General features: G+C 69.2%; 25 protein-coding genes. 3 read left to right on the forward strand and 22 right to left on the reverse strand.

The window, feature by feature from the left end:
• The 18 genes from BM204_RS22300 to BM204_RS16720 form a co-directional block, all read right to left on the reverse strand.
• Window positions 1-165 carry a DUF4236 domain-containing protein gene (locus BM204_RS22300; RefSeq protein ID WP_143099808.1) on the reverse strand — a complete coding sequence of 55 codons (165 nt, stop codon included), beginning with the start codon at window positions 163-165 and terminating at the stop codon, window positions 1-3.
• A gap of 83 nt (window positions 166-248) precedes the next feature.
• Window positions 249-950 carry a hypothetical protein gene (locus BM204_RS16645; protein WP_091115666.1) on the reverse strand — a complete coding sequence of 234 codons (702 nt, stop codon included), beginning with the start codon at window positions 948-950 and terminating at the stop codon, window positions 249-251.
• A gap of 16 nt (window positions 951-966) precedes the next feature.
• Complete coding sequence (locus BM204_RS16650; protein WP_091115668.1) at window positions 967-3,597, reverse strand: hypothetical protein; 2,631 nt, start codon at window positions 3,595-3,597, stop codon at window positions 967-969.
• A gap of 62 nt (window positions 3,598-3,659) precedes the next feature.
• Window positions 3,660-4,082: a hypothetical protein gene (locus BM204_RS16655; RefSeq protein ID WP_091115670.1), complete on the reverse strand. Its 423-nt coding sequence runs from the start codon at window positions 4,080-4,082 to the stop codon at window positions 3,660-3,662.
• Between the two features lie 15 nt (window positions 4,083-4,097).
• A complete protein-coding gene (locus BM204_RS16660; RefSeq protein WP_091115672.1) occupies window positions 4,098-4,469 on the reverse strand; it encodes an HK97 gp10 family phage protein in 372 nt (123 codons plus the stop codon).
• The gene (locus BM204_RS22755) at window positions 4,469-4,642 is read right to left on the reverse strand and encodes a hypothetical protein (protein WP_170259324.1); all 174 of its coding nucleotides are present in this window, start codon (window positions 4,640-4,642) and stop codon (window positions 4,469-4,471) included. The genes BM204_RS16660 and BM204_RS22755 overlap by 1 nt, the downstream gene beginning before the upstream one ends.
• A complete protein-coding gene (locus BM204_RS16665) occupies window positions 4,642-5,073 on the reverse strand; it encodes a hypothetical protein (RefSeq protein ID WP_091115674.1) in 432 nt (143 codons plus the stop codon). The genes BM204_RS22755 and BM204_RS16665 overlap by 1 nt, the downstream gene beginning before the upstream one ends.
• A 10-nt stretch (window positions 5,074-5,083) precedes the next feature.
• Window positions 5,084-5,452 carry a hypothetical protein gene (locus BM204_RS16670; RefSeq protein WP_091115676.1) on the reverse strand — a complete coding sequence of 123 codons (369 nt, stop codon included), beginning with the start codon at window positions 5,450-5,452 and terminating at the stop codon, window positions 5,084-5,086.
• Complete coding sequence (locus BM204_RS16675) at window positions 5,452-5,805, reverse strand: hypothetical protein (RefSeq protein WP_091115678.1); 354 nt, start codon at window positions 5,803-5,805, stop codon at window positions 5,452-5,454. Before BM204_RS16675 ends, BM204_RS16670 begins: the two co-directional genes overlap by 1 nt.
• A gap of 15 nt (window positions 5,806-5,820) precedes the next feature.
• Entirely contained in the window at window positions 5,821-6,219 is a 399-nt protein-coding gene (locus BM204_RS16680) for a hypothetical protein (protein WP_091115680.1), read from the reverse strand.
• Window positions 6,216-9,065, reverse strand: coding sequence for a phage portal protein (locus BM204_RS16685; RefSeq protein ID WP_143099809.1), 2,850 nt, complete (start codon window positions 9,063-9,065; stop codon window positions 6,216-6,218). The genes BM204_RS16680 and BM204_RS16685 overlap by 4 nt, the downstream gene beginning before the upstream one ends.
• A gap of 66 nt (window positions 9,066-9,131) precedes the next feature.
• Entirely contained in the window at window positions 9,132-10,577 is a 1,446-nt protein-coding gene (locus BM204_RS16690; protein ID WP_091115684.1) for a terminase large subunit domain-containing protein, read from the reverse strand.
• 523 nt (window positions 10,578-11,100) lie between these two features.
• Complete coding sequence (locus BM204_RS16695; protein ID WP_091115687.1) at window positions 11,101-11,385, reverse strand: hypothetical protein; 285 nt, start codon at window positions 11,383-11,385, stop codon at window positions 11,101-11,103.
• Entirely contained in the window at window positions 11,382-12,668 is a 1,287-nt protein-coding gene (locus BM204_RS16700) for an AAA family ATPase (protein WP_091115689.1), read from the reverse strand. Before BM204_RS16700 ends, BM204_RS16695 begins: the two co-directional genes overlap by 4 nt.
• Window positions 12,665-12,937 (reverse strand): hypothetical protein, encoded by a 273-nt coding sequence (locus BM204_RS16705; RefSeq protein ID WP_091115691.1) that lies wholly within the window; start codon window positions 12,935-12,937, stop codon window positions 12,665-12,667. Before BM204_RS16705 ends, BM204_RS16700 begins: the two co-directional genes overlap by 4 nt.
• Window positions 12,919-13,230 carry a hypothetical protein gene (locus tag BM204_RS16710; protein ID WP_143099811.1) on the reverse strand — a complete coding sequence of 104 codons (312 nt, stop codon included), beginning with the start codon at window positions 13,228-13,230 and terminating at the stop codon, window positions 12,919-12,921. The genes BM204_RS16705 and BM204_RS16710 overlap by 19 nt, the downstream gene beginning before the upstream one ends.
• Window positions 13,227-13,529: a hypothetical protein gene (locus BM204_RS16715; protein WP_091115695.1), complete on the reverse strand. Its 303-nt coding sequence runs from the start codon at window positions 13,527-13,529 to the stop codon at window positions 13,227-13,229. Before BM204_RS16715 ends, BM204_RS16710 begins: the two co-directional genes overlap by 4 nt.
• On the reverse strand, window positions 13,526-13,738 hold the full coding sequence (locus BM204_RS16720; RefSeq protein WP_091115857.1) for a helix-turn-helix transcriptional regulator: 213 nt from the start codon (window positions 13,736-13,738) through the stop codon (window positions 13,526-13,528). Before BM204_RS16720 ends, BM204_RS16715 begins: the two co-directional genes overlap by 4 nt.
• Before the next feature lie 102 nt (window positions 13,739-13,840).
• On the opposite strand from BM204_RS16720, the gene BM204_RS16725 reads away from it, so the two are divergent.
• Window positions 13,841-14,356, forward strand: a complete 516-nt coding sequence (locus BM204_RS16725) for a helix-turn-helix domain-containing protein (RefSeq protein ID WP_170259323.1) — start codon at window positions 13,841-13,843, stop codon at window positions 14,354-14,356.
• Window positions 14,356-15,450, forward strand: a complete 1,095-nt coding sequence (locus BM204_RS16730; RefSeq protein WP_091115700.1) for a tyrosine-type recombinase/integrase — start codon at window positions 14,356-14,358, stop codon at window positions 15,448-15,450. The genes BM204_RS16725 and BM204_RS16730 overlap by 1 nt, the downstream gene beginning before the upstream one ends.
• Before the next feature lie 24 nt (window positions 15,451-15,474).
• Here the strand turns inward: BM204_RS16730 and BM204_RS16735 are convergent, their stop codons facing one another.
• The 3 genes from BM204_RS16735 to BM204_RS16745 all read right to left on the reverse strand — a co-directional run bounded on the left by BM204_RS16735 (window position 15,475) and on the right by BM204_RS16745 (window position 17,473).
• Complete coding sequence (locus tag BM204_RS16735) at window positions 15,475-16,017, reverse strand: hypothetical protein (protein ID WP_256215759.1); 543 nt, start codon at window positions 16,015-16,017, stop codon at window positions 15,475-15,477.
• A 488-nt stretch (window positions 16,018-16,505) separates the two neighbouring features.
• The gene (locus BM204_RS16740) at window positions 16,506-16,940 is read right to left on the reverse strand and encodes a hypothetical protein (protein ID WP_143099813.1); all 435 of its coding nucleotides are present in this window, start codon (window positions 16,938-16,940) and stop codon (window positions 16,506-16,508) included.
• A gap of 59 nt (window positions 16,941-16,999) precedes the next feature.
• The gene (locus BM204_RS16745) at window positions 17,000-17,473 is read right to left on the reverse strand and encodes a matrixin family metalloprotease (protein ID WP_091115704.1); all 474 of its coding nucleotides are present in this window, start codon (window positions 17,471-17,473) and stop codon (window positions 17,000-17,002) included.
• 624 nt (window positions 17,474-18,097) lie between these two features.
• Between BM204_RS16745 and BM204_RS16750 the strand changes: the two genes are divergently transcribed.
• The gene (locus BM204_RS16750; protein WP_091115706.1) at window positions 18,098-18,367 is read left to right on the forward strand and encodes a DUF4242 domain-containing protein; all 270 of its coding nucleotides are present in this window, start codon (window positions 18,098-18,100) and stop codon (window positions 18,365-18,367) included.
• Between the two features lie 17 nt (window positions 18,368-18,384).
• On the opposite strand, the gene BM204_RS23455 is transcribed toward BM204_RS16750, so the two are convergent.
• A complete protein-coding gene (locus tag BM204_RS23455) occupies window positions 18,385-21,321 on the reverse strand; it encodes an ATP-binding protein (RefSeq protein ID WP_091115709.1) in 2,937 nt (978 codons plus the stop codon).
• Window positions 21,322-21,472 lie beyond the last annotated feature (151 nt).

Raw genomic sequence — 21,472 nt, forward strand, 5'->3', positions numbered from 1 at the left:
TCAGAGCTTGAAGCGGAACCCGAGGCCCTTGCCGAGCCGGACCGTGCCGCGGCGGCGGGTGCTGAGGGTGACGGGGCCGGCGCGTCGTGAGAGCGACGCGCCGGTCTTCGAGACGTTGAGGGTGTTGCGGCCGAGGCGCTTGCGTCGGTTGAAGGTGAACCCCATGGTTCGGACGATAGTCGAATGGGGACCGCCGCGCCCCGGCTCCACCCCAGAACGAGGCGCGGCGGTGTCTGAGGGGGCCGTCCTTACCGGCCGCGCGCGCGGTAGCGACGCTGGGCGTTGCGCTGACACACCCGGCATCCCCACCGGCGGCCGTCAGCGCGTCGGAAGCCATGCTCCCCGCGGGAATGACCCGCCGAGCACTCGTCGTCCGACGTCGTACGTCGTGCTCGCGGGGCCGGCGGCGATTCGGGGGCGAACCACGCTGCGATGAACCGGGCACGAGCTGAGGCGATGTTCTTCTGGACGCTCTCCCGGCTGATGCCCAAGGTGGCCGCGATGTCCCGTTGAGTGTCGTGGTGGATCGTGGCGCCGAGGACCTCGTACTCGAGCTCGGTGAGGCTGCCGAGGATGTGAGGTATCGCCAGCCGATCGATGAGCCGGTCGGCGAAGCCCTCGCGAGGGGCGACCACGCTGGCCCAGTACTTGCCGATGTTGGGGCCAGCGAGTCCGGTCTTGTTGTCGATGCCGCCGTGGTGGTACTCGTCGTTGATCGCGCGCTGGATCGCGAGCTTGCCGACGTTAACCAGGTCGAAGTAGGTGGGGGGCTCGTCTTGCGAGTAGAGCAGCTCGACGATGGCGTGCCACGCGTTGTCGTAGGAGTCCCGGGGGTCCAGTACCTGAGCCTTGCCCTTCATCCGGGCGGCGGCCCAGGCCGCCTCGTTGATCTGCGCGAGTGTGAAGCCGTGCACGAGGGTCGCGATGCTTGCTACGGACGTTGTCGTCATGACTACTCTCCTCCTCTTACGGTCGCCACGTGCGCAGAGACTGGGTCAGCGCACGTGACGTCTCGGCCGGGGCCTTCTTGTTCTCCCTGCGCATCTGGCTGACCTCGTCGGCCAGGGCGCGCAGGTCGCCGCTCTGGACGAGCGCGAGGTCACTCAGCGCCCGTGTCTGCTCCTTGATCGCCAGGTCACTGCCGCCGGCCGATTGCGTCAGGGTGTCCCGGTTGTCGTTGAGCTGACCCAGGACAGTGCTGACGATGCGACCGGCCAGACGGTCCGCGACTGCGTCGAGCTCCTTGGCACGCTTCTCCAGGCCCTCGACCAGGCCCTGGGCTGCCTTGATCCCCGCGCCGTAAAGGTCCGCGGCCGCGGACTTCCCGAGCGACGCTCCAGCGGCCTCAATCTGCTCGGTCATCCGGTTGACCTGAGCGACCGCGGCACTGCCCCCGCTCGCGAGAGCCTCAGCGGTGGCGAGCGCCCCGTCGACCCCGGCGCCGATGAGCTGCTGCAGCGTGGTCTGGTTGAGCCCGGCACCGGTGAGCTGCTGGACGACCTCGGTGAACCGCTGCGCGTCCTTCACGCGGTCCTTCAGCTGGTCGAAGATGCCGCCCAGGCTGACGGCGCCGTCCTCGCCCTGACCGAGCCCCACCACCGACCCGAAGGACGCGTAAGACTCGACGATGCTCGCGGCGTACTGCCTGGCGGTGTCGCGGATCTCCTGCAGCTTGGCCCGACCACGCTCGAGGGCGGCCGTCACCCGGTCCTGCGCCTGCCCGTTGCGCTCGAGCGCCTTGGTCTCCTCGGCGATCCCCGCCGCCACCCCGGCAATGCGGGCCTTGAGCTCCTTGCCGTCGTACCGCTTGGCCAGCGCCTTCTCGATGAGCGCGGTGACCCGGCCCAGCACCTTCTCGACGCCCGCGGAACCGTCCTGGATGCCCCTGACGAGGCCGTCCATGATCAGGCGGCCGGCGGGGTGCAGCAGCCGGCTGTCGCGGCCCGCGGGCCCCTTCCAGTCGGGGATCTTGTCCGTGAGGCCCTGCAGCATCGACGTGACTTCGCCGATCTTCGACTGGATGCCGTCGATGAGGCCCTGGATGATCGCCGACCCGGCGCTGAGCAAGAGACTGCCGAGGTTGCTGAGCGTGTTCTTCACCCGGCCGGGGATGCCGCGCACGTACTCGAGCAGCGCGCCGGCCTTCTCCTCCGCGCCGCTGCGGAGCCGCCCGAACGCGGACGAGCCGACCTCGAGGAGCATTGAGCCGAGCGAGGAGAGCCGGCCGATGATCTTGCCCGGCAGGCCAGCGACCCAGTCGACGACCGAGGTCGCGACCCGGATCGTGCCGCTCTTGAGGTCGTCCCAGTGCTTGATGAAGAGGCCCGGCAGGGTCCAGGTCAGGAAGAACCCGACGAGCTTGCCCGGGATGCCCTTCACGAAGTCGACGACGGCACCCCAGGCGGCGGAGGTCTTCGACTTGATGTCGTCCCAGTGCTTGATGATCAGCCCGGGGAGGGTGAAGTTCATGAACGCGCTGACGAGCTTCGAGGGGATGGCTTTGATGAAGTCGACGACCGCGCCCCACGCCGCCACTGTCTTCGCTCGGACGGTCTCCCAGGCGGCCGGGACTGCCGTGCGGAACCAGTCGATGACCCCTGAGACGACGCTCTTCACGGCGTCGAAGGCGCCGTTGACGATGTCGCGGAACGTCTCCGATTTCTTGTAGGCGATGACGAAGACGGCGACCAGCGCGATGATGGCGATGACCACGAGGCCAATGGGGTTGGCGGCCATCGCGGCGTTGAGGAGCCACTGTGCGGCCGCCACGACTTTCATGACTGCGGACCAGGCCTGCTGGGCCACGGAGACGGCCTTGATGATGGCCAGGAGCCCGCCCAGCACGCCGATGATCGCAAGCGCGACCTCTTGGTTCTGCGTGATCCAGTCGACGACGGCTAGGCCCGCTGAGGTCAGCTTCAGCATGACCGGCAGGAGCTTGGTTCCGATCGACTCCTGCAGCTCGTCCATCTGGACGGCGAGGATCTTCTGCTTGCCCGCTGCGGTGTCGGCGGCCGCGGCGGCCGCGCCCCCGTAGAGCTTGGCCAGATCACCCTGCACCGCGGCCAGGCTCCGGGTCTTGCCCTCGACGTCCTTGGTCTGCACGCCGTACTTCGAGAGCCCGGCGACCGACCCCGTCTGAGCCTTCGCGAGCCCCTGGGTGACGGACTCCAAGCTCTTGCCGGTGCGGGCGCTGATGTCCATGGCCAGCGACGCGAGCTTCTGCGACTTCCCGACGTCATTGGTGACCGTGAGGAGCTTCGACATCGCCGGTCGCAGCTGGTCGTCCGCGATGCCCTTCGAGCGCCCCTGAGCGGCGATCCAGCTCTCCATGGCGGAGACCTGCTCGTCGGTCGCGCCGGCTACCTGCTTGGCCGTCTGAGCCAGCTTTGCTTGCGCCTGCGCGTCCTCGGCGGCTGCCGCGGTGAACTTGATCGCCGCGCCGACGGCGAGCAGCAGGCCGGCTGCGAGGAGCCGACCTGCTGCCTTGCCTGCGGTGCCGAGCTTGGAGGTCGTCTGGGTGGCCTGGTCGAGCTCCGCCGTCGCCGACTTGGCGTCAGCGGAGACCTTGATCGCCAGTGCGACTGCGCCACCCACAGGTCCTCCTCAGTCGTCTTGGTTGGGGTGCATCTGCTCGAGCACGTCGAGCGCGGTGGCAATCAGCCGGTCGGGGTCGGGCTCGAAACCGGCCAGCCATCGGTCGAGGTCACCGAAGTGGAGGGTGAGACCGAGGGCGAGCCGGACCCGACTGGAGGCTGGGTAGGGTCCGCCGGCGTGGCCAGCCCGTCGACGTCTGCGGCCGCGGTCTGGGTAGCGTCCTCGAAGGCGAGCAGCCGCGGGAGGAACTCCTGGAAAGGCTGGTCGACCGCGTGGGTGCGCATCAGCGCGGCCCACAGCCACAGCGTGATGCCGTGCATCGGCGCCTTGTCCATACCGGGGATCATGTTGCGGGGGCCCTCGAGCTCGGCGCGCAACTGGTCGCCGTGCAGGATCGTGACCTGGTGCTCACTGGCGTGGTCGGGGTCTCCGGGGTGCTCGACGTCGGCGACGAGCACGGTGTAGCGGGGCAGAGTCATGGTCATGGGGTGGTTGCTCCTTCAGAGCCCTCGGACGCGGCCGAGGACATCGGTGATGTGGTCGACGTAGACGTCGACGAGGGTGGATTCCTGCTGCGCTGCGGTCTCGGCCAGCCAGGGCTGGGGATCGATCCCGTGCTCGGCCCAGCCGTTGTGGATCACGCCGGCGTAGACCTCGTCGTAGGTGACCGTGGCGCCATCGCCGTCGGTGGCCACACCACCCGAGGAGGCCAGCGCACCGCTCTCGCGGGGGGTGCGCGGGTTGGCCTTCTCGAGCAGCGTCTGCGCGGCTCTCTGGTTGACCTCGCCTAGGTCATCCAGATCCTTCGCAGCGGCGCGCAAGGTGCGGGTCAGTTCGTCCGCGCCCTCGACGACGATGGGCTCGCCGGCCATCAGTCGGGCGGTGCCGGCGGGTCGGCGTCGATGCGCTTGATGACCAGGTCGTGAGAGCCGGCGATGAGCTTGGCGAAGGTCTTCGCTCCGGCCTCGTCGTCGAACTCCGGGGACACGACGTGATCGATGGTGGCGTCGTAGACGTGCCAGCGCTGCTTGCGTGCGGCGGCCATCAGACGACGACCGCACCGAGCACGAAGTCGGACCCGGTCTTGCCGCGCCACTTGATGTCCGAGGTGGGCCGGGTCTTGGCCTCACCACCGATCGAGATGGGCACGACGTGGATGACACCGTTGATTTTGCGCGCCGAGACCGTGTTCGGAATGAACTCGAAGGGCTGCTCGGTCATCTTGTTCGTCCACGTCCAGGTGACGAACCCGGCCGCGGCGAGGTCCTGCAGGAGCGTCGCCTCAAGGCCCCAGGTCAGCCGCACGGTCTCCTCGCCCGGCTGCTCCTCCCCACAGATCACGGGTACGGGGTCCTCGGTGTCGACGTTCTCCTCGCACGTGACGAGGCAGGACTTCACCTGGCAGGACGCGTCGGTGGCGAGACCGGTCCCGAACTTCAGGGTGCCCGGCCCCATCTTGTAGGACTGAATGGTCATCGGTTTCTCCTCAGTTGCTGAGCGGGTAGTCGGTCGTGGTGAGCAGGTAGGCGGCCACCCGGGACCCGTCCTTGGTGAGCGGGTACTGGATGGGCTCAGCGCGCTCGACGGTCAGCGCCTGGTCGGTGGCGTCGACGAGGTCGTCGAGCTCGGCCAGGGCGTCGAAGACACCCGCGGCGTACGACGAGAGCGCGATGATGCGGAACCGCACCGTGGGGCCGGTCATGGTGCCGTCGGCGTAGTCGAGCGTCGGGGGTGCGATGAGCAGGCAGGGACGGTTGTTGATCGCGTCCGCGGGGTCGGTGTAGCAGCGGACGTCGCCCTCGAGCGCGTTGACCGCTGCAGCGGCGCCGGTGGTGGCGTTGACCAGGCCGCCCATCAGCCGACCTTGAAATTGCTGCGGCCGAGCTGGCGCATGACGTCGGGGTCCTTGGAGAGGATCGAACCGGTGCCGAGCTCGTCGAACGAGACGACCCCATTGGGGCTATCGGTGCGCGCGAACAGGCGGGCCGTGGCGAGCAGGCCGGCCATCACGACGCGGTCCTTGGCCACGAAGACGCCGGCGACGACGAGGTCCTTGCGCTGGTCCTCGATCCACGACGCTGCGCCCATCCGGCAGACCTCGACCAGGGTCACGCGCTGGGTGTTGGCCGGGTCGACCTTGAGCCACGCCAGGACCGTCTGAGGCGCCAGCCAGGGGTACGGCGGGGGCTCGGGTGCGGGCTCGGTCATGGCGTGGCTCTCCGGTCAGTCGTCGTCGGTGGCGCTGGCCGCGGTGGCGGCCTCGAGCAGCTCGCGGTAGGCGGCGTTGGGCATCTCGGTTGCGGAGGCCTCGAGGTGGTCGAGCAGCGCAATGCGGCTGCCCTCGTAACCCGGCGGCATGAGCTCGGCGAGCTGCTCGTCGGTGAGCTCGTCGAGCAGCACCCGCAGCGCCTCGCGCTTGGCGATGAGCTGCTGGGCGTCGGGGCCGGTGACCTCGAGCAGGTATGCGTCGCGCTTGTCGAGCTCGGCATCCGCGAGGTACCGGTCGTCGGCCGGGCGCACCGCACCCCGGTCGTTACGGCCGACGAACTCCGTGGGGTCCGCGGCCGCCGGCTGCCCTGCCTTCGCTGCCGGCGAGATGCCGGCCTTGCGACGGGGGCTCACGGGGTGTCCGAGGTGGTGTAGTCGACGGGCTTGACGTCGGAGTCCCGCAGGACCGCGCTGGCGCCGTAGCCCCAGATCGCCATGTCGATCGACTTCACCTGGTACTCGAAGGTGAACTTCTTCGGGGTCGAGGCCCAGGCCCAGACCGACGACTTCACGAAGTTGTACGACTTCTTGTCGTTGCCGGTGCCCAGCGCCCAGGCGGCACGGACGTTCTGGTTGCCGACGGCGACGCGGTCGAAGCTGCCGTCGGTGCTGCCCTGGGCGTTGGTCGGGCCGAGGATCGGGAGCAGGGGTCGCCCGTCGCCATCCTTGGCGCTAACCAGCGCGGGGAAGAGGTTGCCGTCGGCGGCGAACTGGGTGAAGCGGTTGCCGCCGCGGACGAACTGGAGGCCGGCGAAGTAGCCGGTCAGGGCGTCGACCAGGGGCGCGTCGACCGCGCCGGCCAGGTTGAGCTCGGCGGTGCCGATGGCGGCGAGCGTCGTGGCGATCATCGTCTCGAGCGACTCGTACCAGCCGTTGAGCATCTCGCCCCAGATGATGGCGTCGGCCTGCGGCGAGCCGCCCTGGTCCCAGACCTCGCGGTTGATCTCGATCTTGCCCGACTTCGGGGCCGGGGTGATCGTCTGCACCGTGGCCGAGAACGAGCCCGGCGTGGGCTCGACACCCTGGGTGTGCGCGCCGACCAGGCCAGCGGCCGAGGCGAACTTCGGCACCGTGAACGGGGTGACGTCCTCGACGACCCCGCTGGACACCAGCTCCCACAACGGCCGGCTGAACTGCAGGTTCGGCACGTACAGGTCGGGGCGGTTCTTGGTGGGGTTGAGCGAGGCCGTGTTGGTCGTGGTGACCGCGAAGCTCGCGAGTTCGTCGGTGAACTCCTCGATGCGCTGGCGGGCCTCGGGGTCACCCTGCTGGGCGTCGCGGAGGTCGCCGGTGAACGAGTGCTCGGCCTTGACGCCGTCGAAGCGGTAGGGCGAGGGCTCGTTCACCGCGAGGCCCTGGGTCGCGGAGATCTGCTCCGGGCCGGAGCCCTGGGGGTTGAGCGGGTTGGTGCCGAGCGACCCGAAGGCCTGCAGCAGCACCTTGCCGAGAGTGGCGGTCGCGGCCTCGAAGGCCTCGGCACCGTCGCCGCCGTCACCAGCTGCGGACGCAGCGACGGCGTGCACACGGGCATCGTCAAAGGAGGGCGCCGGGGTCAGGGAGATCTCCATGAGCGGCACGCCGGGCTGGGCGAAGTGGACGCCGTCCTTGAGACGGAACTGCCCACCCTGGCCGAGGCCGATCGAGAGGCCGTCGAGCACGCCGTCCTCGGCGAGCGCGAGGATCCGGTCACCGTCCTCGCCGCGAGCGACGGAGAACTCGGCGTGCAGACCGTCGTCGCGGTCGTCGAGCTTGGTCGCGACGCCGACGGCCTGCTTGCTGTCGTGCTGGACCCACAGCTTCACCCGGCGCACGTCGGCGTACTTCAGCGTGCCCTTCGCGAACTGGAAGGTCTTGCCGTTGCTGCGGCCGGGCACTCCGTACGGGACGGCGAGGCCCTTGATCGTGCGCTTCTCGACGTCGACCTCGAAGGCCTCCGTGTTCTGCGGGGCGTCGAGACGGATGGCCGGTGCGTCGCCAAAGGTGACGATCGGGCCGGTCGCGGACGCTGCGACTCCTGGCAGGGTAATCACGTTGGACTCCTCGGTGTTGGTGCTGATGGGTGTTGCCGGCGCGGGGCGGTCCTCGAGCCGGGCGATGTCGTTGTCGTCGAGCGCACCGACCTCGCGGCCGGCGGCGTAGGCCTGGTAACGGCTGAGCGGGTCGGAGCGCAGGAACGCGTCAAGGCTGAACTTGGCGTACTGGCCACGGGGCGTGACGTCGCCCATGGACAGCCGGTCCTCCACGGCCTGGCGGTAGAGCCCGAGCGTGAAGTCGGTGAACGCCTTGCGCCGGTCGAACTGATTTGAGTAGGTCCGCGACGTCGTCGAGACGCCGAGCTCCTCGGGGTCGACACCGGACACGCGGGCGATCTCCAGCACGGCGTGCTGGCGCTGCTCGACCAGCTGCAGCTTCGCCGGGTCCCAGGTGCCGTCGACGAGCTTGAGCGAGGCCGGGACGTAGCCGATCGAGCGGCGACGGCGGGCCTCCTGCGCGGCGTCGAGGAGCTCCTGGATCTCGTCGTCCTCGGCCGGGTCAGCGCCCTCGGTCGGCATGAAGTACTGGACCGCCGGGACACCGTCGGAAGCGTTGGCCGCAGCGACGTCGAGCGCGAGGCACGTGCGGATCGCGCGGGCGCCGGCCTTGAGGAGTCCGTCGGTCGGTGAGTCGAAGCGGATCAGGTCGCGTTGGCTGGCTTCCTTGCCGTCGACGTATACCCGGTCGCGCTCGTCGTCGACCTGGACGCGGCCCGGGGCCAGGCGCTTGAAGTACATCGGGTAGCCGAGCTGGCCGGCCGGAGCCCAGTACCGCTCGGTGACCTGCCACCAGGCGATCTCCTCGAAGAACATGTCCTCGAAGAGCCGCGTCATCGTGACCGACCGGGGCACGTTTCGCTCGGGCTGCGCGAACGGCGACTGCGCGACCGGCTGCCGGTTGCCGTCGAAGAGGTCGAGTGGGAGACCACCGAGCGTGCCGCACACCAGGTCGCGTGAGCGTTTCACCGCGGGGACCTGGATCGCCTCGCGGCGCTGGACCCGGGCGGCCGGCGCGACCGAGGCCGAGTAGCCACCGAGCCCGAACACCTCGGCCGGCACCGACGCCGCGTCGACCGCGAACGTCTCAGCGCCGTCCTGAGAGGCGTCGAGGGCAGCAACGAGCATCGGGTCAGGACGACCCGTGAACAGCGACCTCAGCACACCCACGTCGCCGATGGTGAGCCAGTACGTCGGTGCCGACCCCTGCCGTTGCAGGATCTGGCCGACCCCGTGTCACGAACTAGGCAACACGAGCCGCTGGCGGCCCTTGCGAGCTCGCGCCGAGCCGATCGCCCACACCGCGGCTTTCACCGCGTCGGCCCGGCCCTTCGACGACACCCGCCGCCCGTCGACACCCGGCACCGTCCGCAGCGCCAGAACCTGGCCGCGTAGGTGCTCCTGGCCGTCGTGACGCACCGCGTCCTCACCCATCAGCCGCGCGAGCTCCTTCACCGCGTCCGACGTCCGGCCCTGCCCCGGCCGGGCCCGCAGCTTCGACAGCGCCGGGTCACCGAGCAGCGTCGCCCCGACCGTCGTCGTCCCACGGAACCGCGCCGCCTTCACCGCTGCCACCGCGGCCGGCAGGTCGTCGTACGCCAGCACCCGCACCACCACCGGTCCACCCTCGAGGCGCCACGCCAACGCGACCGACAGGCCTTCCCCGAACCACGACTCGATCGCCGCCTCGTCCGGCGCACGTTCCGGGACCTCGACCTCGAGCAGCCCCCACGAGTCGCCGTCGAAGACCAGGTCCCCTCGCTCCTTCGTGCGGACCACGAGGTCCCACACGTTGAGATAGTTGTTCGCCCACGACCCCACGGGGTCCGGGTCGTCGACCTGCGGGCCAGCGTCCTGCGCCTCCCGCAGCTTCGCTCCGATCATCACCCGCCGGTCCTCGGTCCAGTGCGCCGACGCCGCCCGCCACGTCGCCTCGTCGAAGAGGTCCGCGCCTGGCTCGACACCCCACAGCAGCAGCAACGTCCGCCCGTCGTCGGCCGCGAGCGCCGCGCTGATCCGGTTCTTCATCAGCGACGTCGCGGCCTGGTTGCTCGTCGACGTCAGCACCAGCTGCGACGACTCCCGCTCGAGCGTCGCCGGCTCGATCGCCCCCGAGATCTTCTGCGGCACGATGTCCCAGCACTCGTCCGCCAGGCCGAGGTGCACGTCGAAGCCGTAGCCGGCGTTCTGCGACTTCACCAACCACCGCGCCCCGTTGGTGTGAGTCACGGATTCCTTGCCGTTGCCCGTCTTCACGTCCCACCCGCGCAGCCGGCACCACGACCACGCCCTCGCCTGCACCTCGCTGGCCACGCCGACATCACGCCCAACGTGCACCACGACCTGCTCCGGCTCGAACAGCTCGACCCCACGCTCCATCCGCCACAGCGCGAGCGACCGCAGCCGCTCGGACTTCCCGATCCGCCGCGACCCCGACTCCACCACCACCCGCCACAACAGCCGACCATCGACATCGTGCTCGAGCTGGCGCACCATCGCGAGCCGCTGCCACCACCGCAGCCGGATCGTCCGCTCCCGCTCCACCCACGCGATCGCCGACGGCTCCACCACGAACGGCACCCCCCGCCACCCGTGCGTGCAGCCCTCCGCGGCGTAGCTGCAGACCGCCAGAGGGTGCACCTCCGTCATCGCCAGCGGCGGCGCCGCGTCCTCGGGCACCACGAGGTACGGCGCGAGCCAACCCGGCGCCGTCGCGACGTGATGCGCCCACCTCAGCCGCGGATGAACCTCCCACTGGCCGTCCGAGGTCGGGGAGAGAGAAGACCGGAAGTGGTGGCTGCCAGCGTCGTCGTCGTGGGAAAAATCGCCGCGTCGTTCGGCTCGTGCTCCGTCGAGTCGGGCTTTCGCGAGTGCGGTTGCGAATCCGGTTTTGTTGGAGCAGCGTCGGTGTTCGGGGCGCCAGTTGCGTGGGTCGTCTTCGAGGTGGGGGTGGGTTGCTCGGGGTTTGATGTGGCCGACGATCCAGGTGCGTGGGTTGTCGTCGGCGTTGATGGTGCGGCCGCAGCGGGCGCAGGGTGCGGGTAGTCGGGCGGCTACGAGGGCGCGGGCGGCGGTGACCTTGCGGCCGGACCAGGTGCCGCTCACTCGTCGTGGTCCGTGGTGGTCGGGGTGCAGCACCAGCCGGGGCAGGGACTGGGGTGCTGGGGTGGCGGGTCCTGGGTCAGGGGGTCGGCCTGCTGCTGGGTCATGACGCCTCCCGGTGGGTGGCTTCGCAGGGTGCGATGGCTCGGCCGGGTAGGACGAGGCAGTAGGCGCTAGAGGTGGGGTCGAGGAGGTCGCGTTCGCGGGCGAGGCGGATGGCTCGGCTGACGTCGCTGGCGTTGGCGTGGAGGACGCGTCGGAGTTCGCCTGGCCAGGCCCTCGCGTGGCCGTGCTCGTTGGCATTGGCGAGGGCCCAGAGCCAGACACGCGCCCAGGCTGGGAGTTGGTGGTTGGTGACCTGGTCGTAGACGACCTCGATGCGGGTCACGAGGGGTCCTCTCGGACTTCTCTCTCACTCTCACCCTTAAGGGAGGTGAGAGTGAGAGTAGTGAGTGAGAGTGCAGGTTGAGAGTCGTGAGAGTTGTGAGAGCCGCCCAGGTCAGGGGCGGTTTCCTGTGGTGAGAGGTCGTGAGACCTGTCCTCTATCGGTGGGATGGCCCAGACCTTCCGCTGTTGGGTGCCGAGGTTGACGATGTGACCGGCTTCAGCGAGCTCCCGGGCCACCCGGTAGTAGGTCGACTCGCCGATACCGGCGGCCGTGCAGAGGCTCATCAGTCGGCCGGAGGGCATGCCGTCTGGGTCGGACGCTCGGAGGACGTCGAGGAACTTGATCTGCGACTCGGTGGTGTTGGGCTTGGGCAGACCGCCGGTTGCGCTGAGCGTGAGCGAGTCGAGGGTCTTGTTGGCGAGCAGGTGGACGGTTCGGCCGTCGGGACCGTCCTTCATCTTGGCGAGCTCGAGGGCGAGGTACATGTCGTCCCGCTTGACCGACCAGACCACGTCGGCGTCGTCCTCGATGCCGGAGTAGCCGCGGGCATCGTTATCGCCCTTGTCGGTGTGCGCCACGGCCAGGACGGTGCCGTCTGTCGTCTCCTGGCGGATCCGGTCGAGGTTGTCGACCACGACCCCCATCTCGGACGAGTTGCCGTCAGCGTTGCCCGAGACGCGCCGCAGGGTGTCGATCACGACCAGGCCGTACTGACCGCGGCGTACGACGTCGAGGAGGTCGTCGAAGGCGGGGCCGGGTCGGTGCAGGTCGAGGGCGCCGTTGCGGACGGTGAGCATGCGGTCGTCGATGAGGTGGCTCCAGGCGTACTCCCATGCTTCGATGCGGCGGGCGAGCCCGTAGCCGCCTTCGCCAGCGACGTAGAGCACGGGGGTGGGCTTGGCGGTGTGCCCCTGCCATGGTTTGCCGGTGGCGAGGCAGCAGGCCCAGTCGAGGGCGACGAAGCTCTTGAAGGACTGGTCGCGGCCGCGGAGGATCACGTAGCTGTGTCGGGGCAGGACGTTGTCTATGAGGGGCTGTGGGGTCGGCATGTTCAGCAGCTGTGAGCGGCTGAGGTAGAGGCTGGCGAAGTCGGTGTCGGCGACCTTGTCGGCTCGGATCTCGGCGTGGGCTTGCTCGCGGGCGAGGATCCGGCCCTTCTCGATGTCGACCTGCCGGCGGTGGTCTCGGACGAGTTCCAGGCGGCGGGCGAGGTCCTCGTCGTCCTCGTTGGGTCCGCCCATCGGTGCCAGGCCGAGGGCGTTCGCGTCGGCGTATTCGGTCACTCGGCGGCTTCCAGTCGTGTGGAGTGGGCGATGACGGCGCGGTAGCGGCAGGCCTGCGCGGTGGCGGCGATGCGCTCGTCCTGGGCGGCGACCGTGGCCGCGCTGATGTCGCGGGGGTAGTGGTCGGTGCGGCGGGGTCGTGCGGCTTCGAACTGCTCGGCCCGGCGCCACCAGTAGCGCGATGTCGCCTCAAGGAAGGCGTCCTGGACGACGCGGGCTCGGAAGTTGTTGAGGTAGGCGTCGAGGTCGACTACTTGCCGCGGTGCCATGCGATGGCCTCCCCCCAGGCTGTGAGCGCGTCGGGTGAGCCCACGATGTCGACATGGATGCCGGCGTCGAGCATCGCGAGGACGGCGTCGATCACGCGGTGGTTCTCGCCGCGGGGGGTCTCGTAGGTGTCGAAGTTGCCGTAGGGGCCGGCGTTCCGACCGACGACGACTCGGACGCTCGCGCCGGGTGGGACGTGGGTGGCCCAGGCGGCCTTGCGGCGGTCGCGCTCGTGCACGGTCGTCAGGTCGATCTGGCGGGTCCACTTCACCTCGCCCGGGCGCGGCGGCGTCAAGCCTGGTTCCCGAGGAGGAGGTCGACCCACCGTGCGTCGGAGTGGAGCTGGAACCGGATGAGGTCGCGCCAGGCTGCGACGAGGCCGTCGTGCTCGGTCACGAGCTCGGGTGGGGGTGTGGTGCCGTCGATCGCGACCGCGGCCGCGATCTTGGTGGCGGCCTGGTCGACGAGGGCGCGGACTTCGTCGATGGTGTCGGCGACGAGCTTGCGCTGGTTGAGGAGGTCGGCGCAGCGGGTGAGGCGGTCGCCGGCGCCTTCCTCGTCGAGGAGCTCGCGGAACTGGTCGGCGGCGCTCACTGACCAGCCGCCTGCAGGTCGTCACCGACTGCGTTGGCGAACTGCGCCTCGATCCAGGCCTCGACCTCGGACTCGCGATAGACGACGCGTCGACCGATCCGCGTCGAGCGGGGTCCGGTGGTGCCGAGGTGACGCCAATATCTGAGAGTGCCGACGGGGACCGTTGTCCGCGCTGACACCTCCTCGATGTCGAGCAGCGAATCCGCCATGAACATGCTCCCAAAGGTTGACAGTTACCCGACCAGGGCATAGAACAGCCTAAGCCCACCAACGCCTATCGGCGAGACTCTGTGGGCATTAACCTCATGCTCGTGAAGGATGAATCGATGGCAGATGTACTCGCAGACGCCGCCGTTCTGCTCGGCGCCAACATCCGAGCCTCGCGTAAGGCGCAGCACCCGCCAGGCCCTGGCTGGTCGCAAGAGGCTCTGGCGGCACGCATGGTTGCGCTGGGTCATCCGACGTGGCGGCAGACCACCGTCGCGAAGGTTGAGGCAGGCCGGCGACCCGTCAGCATGGCCGAGGGCATCTCGTTGGCCTATGCGCTGGGTCTTCCCCAGCTGGACGCTCTGTACGGCGACGGGTCGCTCGTGCGCAAGCTTCTGCTCGGCAACTTCACGACCCGCTACCGGGACACCGTCAAGAATGCCGTGGATGCAGCGATGAAGCTTCTCGCGGAGACGAATCCGGGCGCCGCCGAGTCTCTTGGTCGCACCATGGACGAGGTCACGGACCTGGTCTACAGCAGCGACGACCCATCGGACCCCGAGCTTCGGACGAGGATCGACGACCTGGTGCGGAGCCTGCCGGACCTCAGGACGGACTGATGGCGTCGATCGCGAAGAGGCCTGACGGTCGCTGGCGTGCCCGGTACCGCGACGACGCGGGCAAGGAGCACGCCCGCCACTTCGACCGTAAGGTCGACGCCCAGCGGTGGCTCGACGAGGTGACCGCCTCCGTCCTCACGGGGCAGTACGTGGACCCCAAGGCCGGCAAGGTCACGTTCGGCGCCTACGCGGCCGCGTGGCAGGCCAGGCAGGTGCACCGGGCCAACACTCGGGCGGCTGTCGACTCAGCGTTGCGGGTGCATGCGCTGCCGATTTTCGGCAACCGGCCGATGGCCTCGATCCGGCCCTCAGAGATCCAGGCCTGGGTGCAGCACCTCTCCACCAAGGTCGCCCCGTCGACTGTCCAGGTGACCTACCAGCACCTGCGGGCGGTGTTCCGCGCCGCAGCCGACGACCGCGTTATCGCGCAGTCGCCCTGCCGACGGATCACGCTGCCGCTCGTCGAGCACCCTCAGATCCTGCTCCTCGAGACGTCGGCCGTGCTCGAGCTCGAGGCAGCGATGCCTGCCCGCTGGCGAGCCATCGTCCTGCTGATGGCCGGGACCGGTCTGCGCCCTGGCGAGGCCGCGGGCCTGACGGTGGACCGGGTCGACTTCCTGCGACGCACACTCCGCGTCGACCGCCAGCTGATGCTGACGTGGCCCCCAACGTTCGGGCCGCCGAAGACGAAGGCCTCGTACCGCACGATCCCTCTGCCCCAGACCGTCGTCGACGCCCTCGCGGCGCACCTGGCCGACTTCCCAGCCGGCGACCAGGGCGCCATCTTCACCGAGCCCGGCGGCGGGCTGCTCTACCGCGACCACGTGACCCGCGCCTTCCGCAAGGCGGTCAACGCGACGAGCGCGCCGGTGAAGACGCGGCTGCACGACCTGCGGCACTACTACGCCTCGCTACTGATCCGGCATGGTGAGAGCGTCAAGGTCGTCCAGGCCCGGCTGGGTCACGGCTCAGCGAAGGAGACGCTGGACACCTACGCCCACATCTGGCCTGACTCTGAGGACCTCACGCGCACTGCCGTCGACGACGTGCTCGGCGCTGCTGCGGACTCCACGCGGACCGAGGGTGCGCAGTGATCACGTTTGCGCAGGTCAGACCCCCTACGGTGGCCCCGTGGCTGACTTGCGGATGTTGACGGCCGAGAACCCGCGGCTGATGCCCTCGAGGACGACGTGGAGCCGGTGCCCCTCGGGCAGCATGGCGTCGACGAAGGGCTGCGAGATGTCGATGCGGCGACCGCTCGACTTGAGCATCCGCTCGACCAGCTCTGAGACCTGGGCCGAGGTGAGGATCAGGTTGGTCAGCTCGTGACGGCCATGACGTGCCACGAAGACCCGCGAGGGGTCGTTGATCCAGACCTCCTCGACGGTCGGGTCGTCCAGGAACGGCTGGAGCGGCCCGAAGCCCGCGACGCGGGCGACCAGCTCCCCGACCATCGTGCCCACGTCCGGCACCGGAGCGACCTGACCGGTCAGGCTGCGCTCGTCGTGCTCGCGCACGACGCCTTCGGCGATCCGTCGTACGACGGTCGCGTCACGCTGCGGGTCGACCCCCTCGCCGCGCACCAGGGCGCGCACGCGCTCATCGAGGTGGTCGACCAGCGTCCTGTGCTGGTCGAGCGTCTCTGCCTGCGTGGTCGCCACGACGGTCCCCGTTTCCCGAGTCAGGTTCCTGGGACCGAACATAGGCCCACCTCTCGACGTGACGCCAGGGTCCGAAACGAATCTGTGGAGAGGTACCACTGATGTGACTGGTGAGGACAGATCCAACGGGCACGATCCAGGCAGGACACCCAGTGCCACGCGAAAGCACGGCGTGGGACCGCGAGCGCAATGCCGACCGCGTCTCGGCAGCGACTGGCTCCGACCCCTCTCGCCCTCCTGCTCGTGAGCCTCGCCTCGCGGATACACCCTCGTTGCCTGAGGCCCTCTGACCTGCGCATATAAACAAGACGCAGGAGGGATGTTTCATGTCTATGTCGTCGCGGGTGTACGAGGCTCTCATGGACATCGGCATGAAGGTCGTGGACCAGGGTGACGGTTCCGTAGATCTTCTCCGAACGCCGACCGAGGGCGGAGCGCCGGACGAAGGATGACGGCTTCGACCGGACTCTGCACGGCCTAGGCGTGGTCTAGGCGGGCCTGACGAACCCCTTGGCAAAGCACTGGTTTCTGGAGCTGTAGGCCACGAACCTGTAGGTCACCCGCGACTTGACCGGCGCGGCGAAGCCCGCGAGGTCGGCAGTGCCGAACAAGCTCGTGGCAGTTGCCCCATCGTACGAGCCGGGCTGGCCCGCCTTTCCCCGCTGCTTGGCAACCCACTCCGCGCCGAACCCATACTGCTCCAGCGGTAGCGCACCCGACAGCTCGAAGCTGACGCTCACCCACCTCTCATTGCGGCGGATCGTGGTCGTGATCGTTCCACCCTGCTCGCACGACGTCGTGCGCACGATGGTGCGCACCGTCGTCGCAGTCGAGCTGTCTATGGCGACCTCGGCCGCCTGGGCGGGCCCAGCCCACACCGACCCCGAGACCACCAACCCGGTGGTGACGATCATCTTCTCCATCGCCCTCGCCGCCTCGGAGACAGAGGGCCGAGACCTCCGCTCGCCGCGCGCCGACCACATCAGAACAACACCTCCAACCCGAGCATGTCCCGCAGGCCGAGCGTGCGCTCAGCCGCCGTGCACGCACCCACGAGCGGACTCATCGTCATCTGCTGACGCTTGGACTCCGAGACGTGCCCCAGCCCAAAGAAGTGCCCGAACTCATGCGTCACCAGCGCCTGCAAGTCGTAGCGCGACACGCACCCGAGCGCGTTCGGTGTCAGCGTGAAAGTGGAGCTGTCCTGGCTGATCCGGATGTCGTCGACGATCAGCTCCTTGCTGTCCAGCGAGCTCCGCTTCGGGCAGGAGACGCCGAGCACTCCTTCGGGCAGCTTGCCGAAACCGACCACACTGATGCTGTCGCTGTTGCCGCTGCAGATCACGTCCCCGTCCGCGTTCAGGGCGATGTTCGGGTTGAGGCTCGTGATACCGGCGTAGTTGGCGTCCCGGTTCACGTTGTGGCCGCGGCCACAGTCGTTGTCGGCACCCGCCACGTTGTTCTTTGCTGCGCGAATCTGCTCCTCAGCCTGATTGTCCGTGATGTTGCTCGGCCGGTTCGCGTGGTTGATGTACCAGCTCGCGTTGGCGTACCAGGAGTGGCCTCACCAGGGTGTGGAATCTCCACCCCCAGACCGAACCCGCCGGGGATGTCACGCAGGACCAACTCCCCCACCAAGTCGCAGCGGAGCACGTTGACGCCCTCGGGCAGCGACCGGGGCGTGTGCTCCACCTCCGGCGCGGGGCACCCGCCACTCGCTTCCGTCTCGTCTCTTGGGCTCGCCGCCGCGACACCCGAGCCGACCATTGCGGCCACCACCAACGCCACGCCGAACGCGAACCGAGAAGCTTGCAAGCCCCGCATGACTACCTCGCTCGACTTGGCGTCAGCGCCTCCTGCGTCCCAGCACCGACGGCTCCACAACGCTCCGGTCTAGAACAAGTCACGGTTACCGGCTGGTATCACCAGGGTGTCTGGTCCAGACCTGTTTTGGAGCGTCGTCGACAACCGCGAGAGAGTTTGTGCTCAACCACTGCACCCAAGCGGCCCCCTGGGTACGTTGGGTTCCTAGGCCGCCGTTCCGGTCAATCACACACGGTCACAAGCGAGAGGTACAGCCATGCCGGTCTTCATGGTGGAACGTCAGTTCGCCGAGCAGTTGGACGTCGCGCCCGAGGCTGCCGTCGAGATCAACGAGATCAACGGTGACTCCGGGGTGCGCTGGCTCTCCTCGTTCCTGTCGGCCGACAAGCGCAAGACCTTCTGCCTCTACGAGGCCGACGACATCGACGCGATCCGGACGGCCGCGGTCCGCGCCGGTCTCCCGGCCGACGCCATCCTGGAGCTCTCCGGCACCATCTCTCCGGACGGCTCGTTCACACCGATGTAGATGGCCGGGGGGTCGGGTCATCCTCCGGGTCGGAGCAGACCGTGCTGGGTGGCGAAGATCGCCGCCTTGGTGCGGTTGGGGGCTGCGGTCTTGCTCAGGATGCTGCGCACGTGGTTGGCGGCCGTGTTTGCGCTGAGGAACAGCCGTTCACCGATCTCGCGATTGGACAGGCCCTCGGCGACCAAGCGGAGTACCTCGACCTCCCGCTCGGTGAGACCGTTGGGAAGAGGTGGGTGCACGGCGTCAGGCGCCGGGACAGCGTCGAGGTCACGGAGGACGCCGCGATGGCCGATCCGTCGCGCGAGCGCGCCGGCCTCGTCGGCCAGCGCCGCGGCGGTGGGTCCGCCCGCCGTTCCCGTGCCGCGGGCACGATGGCGGCTCCAGGCGGCCAGGGTCTCAGCCTGGTGTGTGACCGCGCCCATCCGCCGGTCCATGGCGAGAGCACGCTCGAAGCGAAGGTCGGCGCCCGGCGCGCCCAGCACTGAGTCCAGCTCCGCCACCCGGCGATCGGCGCTGCCGAAGACGCCGACGAACTGCCCGGTCATCAGGTTGGCATCGGCGTAGTCGGCCAGCAGCGGCCGCAGCATTCTTGCCGTCGGGGCATCATCGAGCTTCACTGCCGCCTCGGTCATGAAGGCCAGCACCCCGCCCCACTGGGCGCCTGCCCGATAGTCGTCGATCCGGTCACACAGGTGGGCCAGCAGACGGGCGGTCGGCGCCCACATCTCCAGCTCTGTGTACAGCGCCAACAGGCCTGGAAGCCAGTGGTCCGCGAGGTCTTCGTGCCCGGTCACGAGCGGACGTACCTGTGCCAGGCCGCCAGTGACCCGCCGGAGCATGAACTGCTGCACTCCCCATGACCCCTCGGTCGCGCCGTCGAACTCCTGGTTGAATTGCTCCAGCCAGGCGACGATGCGCTCCGCTGCCGCGTAGTCCCCTACGGAGTACCGATGGGCGTAACGGCAGCATCCGGCGACGTACCGGAAGAAGGGCTGCCCGCGCGACAGGGCCAGCTCGGTGAGGTCGCGTTGGGCGCTGGTCCAGGCGGGCTCGTCGCCCACGATGTAGGCGAAGACGCCGCGGTAGAAGGCTGCCGGACCAAGGTGGTCGTCGTCTCCGAGGCGTGACCCGATCTCGTGGAGCTCGACCGCCCGGGCCAACAGCTCGGGCGCGAGCCGAGGCGTCATCCCCTGCCATAGGGTCCGGCCGAGCGCATGGGCGACCAGCTCCTCGTCTCCGTCGGCTCGTGCCCGCGCCAGCGCCTCCTCGCCCCATGTGCGAGCCCGTTGCGTATCTCCGGTGAACGCGGAGGCTCTTCCCATGCTGGCCAGGGCGCGCACGTACAGCGGATCGTGCTGATCCAGGGCGGCACCGGCCAAGGCCTCGCTGAGCATCACGAGCGAAGGTTGACCGTTCACCCCCGGTCTGGCGGAGGCGTCCTCGTGCCCGATCGCCGCCATCAGCCGGGTTCGAGGACTCTCGCCCGAGCCCAGGTCCGCGTACAGGCGCCGGGCGGTCGTGAAGTCGCCGGCGTGCATGTGACAGTGGGCAGCGGCGAAGAGCAGCTCGACCCGCGGCGGGCCCTCAGCCACGTGCAGCTGTGCTGCCCGCTCGTACAGCGCCGCGGCCTCGCTGTGAGCGATGCTGCGCACCGCCTGCTCGGCTGCGAGCACCAAGTAGTGGACGGCCTTCTCCCCATGTCCGAGCGCGCGGGCCTGGACGTAGTGGTGGGCCAGTTGGGCCACCAGCCCAGGGTCGTCCTCGTCCAGGCGATGTTCGAGGGCCTCCGCGACCCGCGCGTGAGCAGCCGCGCGGCCGGTGGAGGACATCCGATCCAGGACGGCCTGCCGGGCCAACGCGTGCGCGAACCGGTACCTACCATCGTCGGTACCGGCGAGGAGAAGACCAGCGCGTACGGCGAAGTCGATCCCCTCGAGGACGACCTCCGCGTCGAGGTCGCAGGCCTGGACCAAAACGGAGGGATCAATGTGGTCGCCTGCGACCGCGGCCAGCTCGACGACGCGAGCGTGGTCGGCGGCGAAGGCCGACAGTCGACGCTCGAGCGCATCCTGGACCGACCGTGGTGCCTGGGCAGTCCACGAACGCATCGCCGCCAGGCCTCCGCGGGTGGCCAGGTCGTGCCAGTACTCCTGTAGGAAGAACGGGTTCCCCCCGGTCTGGTCCCGTAGCACCGGGGCCGCAGCCCGGGCGGATGCGCGCGACACCCCGGGCTGCCCCAAGAGGTACTCCGCCACCTCCCCGGTCGCGAGCCCGACGAGGTCGATCCGCTCGACACCGTCGAGGCGGTGCAGGTCCGCAAGCGCGTACGTGACGGCGTCGGTGCGGTCCGGAGCCGTGGTCCGACGCGTGGCCAGCACCAACAACTGCTCTCCGGCCGTGGACTCGGCCACGTGAGAAAGCAGCGCCAGAGTTGGCTCCGGCGCCCAATGCAGGTCCTCGAGGACCAGCACCAACGGCCCCTGTTCGGCCACCACCAACAGCACGCGCAGCACCGCATCGAAGAGCACCGGTCGCGACTCGCTGTCACCGGAGGAGGGTTCCGCGACTCCCGGCCAGTGGCGGGACGCGGCGGAGGTCAGCCGCGGAAGCGGGGCAGCCGCCTCGGGCGGGATCTCCTGCAGCGCCTCCGGTGGCACCTGCTCAAGTGCCTGCTCAAGGATGGCGACAAAGGGCCGGTAGGGGATGTCGAGATCCTCACGGCAGGCACCCCACAGGACCCTGGCCCCATGCTCTCGCAGCGCCGCGGCGGCCTCGGCCACCAGCCGGGTCTTGCCGACCCCTGGCTCCCCGCCCACGAAGACCAGCTGCCGCCGATCGTCCTCGACCGCAGCCCAGACCGCCTCCAGGCGTTCCACCTCCGCCCGGCGACCCACGAAAGCGGTACCCCTCCGCAGAGGCACCGTTGCTGAGCGCAGCCGGGCGGTCTCAATCACCTCTCGACTCTAACCGGATCCAACACTCGCCGAGATAGTCAGATCTGACCCCTCCCCGGCCCGAGGCGATCCGGTCAGATCAGGTCAGGTGCTGGCCTCTGATCCTCCGTAGCGTGGCCAGGGCCAGCAACAATCGATGCGAAGGAGCACT

The organism is Nocardioides psychrotolerans (assembly GCF_900113685.1).
Taxonomy (GTDB): Bacteria; Actinomycetota; Actinomycetes; order Propionibacteriales; family Nocardioidaceae; genus Nocardioides; species Nocardioides psychrotolerans.

Coding starts and splice junctions, on each gene's coding strand:
- BM204_RS16675 (WP_091115678.1), bottom strand. CDS start 5,805: ATGACCGAGCCCGCACCCGAGCCCCCGCCGTACCCCTGGCTGGCGCCT.
- BM204_RS16670 (WP_091115676.1), bottom strand. CDS start 5,452: ATGGGCGGCCTGGTCAACGCCACCACCGGCGCCGCTGCAGCGGTCAAC.
- BM204_RS16750 (WP_091115706.1), top strand. CDS start 18,098: ATGCCGGTCTTCATGGTGGAACGTCAGTTCGCCGAGCAGTTGGACGTC.
- BM204_RS22300 (WP_143099808.1), bottom strand. CDS start 165: ATGGGGTTCACCTTCAACCGACGCAAGCGCCTCGGCCGCAACACCCTC.
- BM204_RS16660 (WP_091115672.1), bottom strand. CDS start 4,469: ATGGCCGGCGAGCCCATCGTCGTCGAGGGCGCGGACGAACTGACCCGC.
- BM204_RS16655 (WP_091115670.1), bottom strand. CDS start 4,082: ATGACCATGACTCTGCCCCGCTACACCGTGCTCGTCGCCGACGTCGAG.
- BM204_RS16740 (WP_143099813.1), bottom strand. CDS start 16,940: ATGGAGAAGATGATCGTCACCACCGGGTTGGTGGTCTCGGGGTCGGTG.
- BM204_RS16665 (WP_091115674.1), bottom strand. CDS start 5,073: ATGACCATTCAGTCCTACAAGATGGGGCCGGGCACCCTGAAGTTCGGG.
- BM204_RS16705 (WP_091115691.1), bottom strand. CDS start 12,937: ATGGCACCGCGGCAAGTAGTCGACCTCGACGCCTACCTCAACAACTTC.
- BM204_RS16720 (WP_091115857.1), bottom strand. CDS start 13,738: ATGGCGGATTCGCTGCTCGACATCGAGGAGGTGTCAGCGCGGACAACG.
- BM204_RS16730 (WP_091115700.1), top strand. CDS start 14,356: ATGGCGTCGATCGCGAAGAGGCCTGACGGTCGCTGGCGTGCCCGGTAC.
- BM204_RS16645 (WP_091115666.1), bottom strand. CDS start 950: ATGACGACAACGTCCGTAGCAAGCATCGCGACCCTCGTGCACGGCTTC.
- BM204_RS22755 (WP_170259324.1), bottom strand. CDS start 4,642: ATGGCCGCCGCACGCAAGCAGCGCTGGCACGTCTACGACGCCACCATC.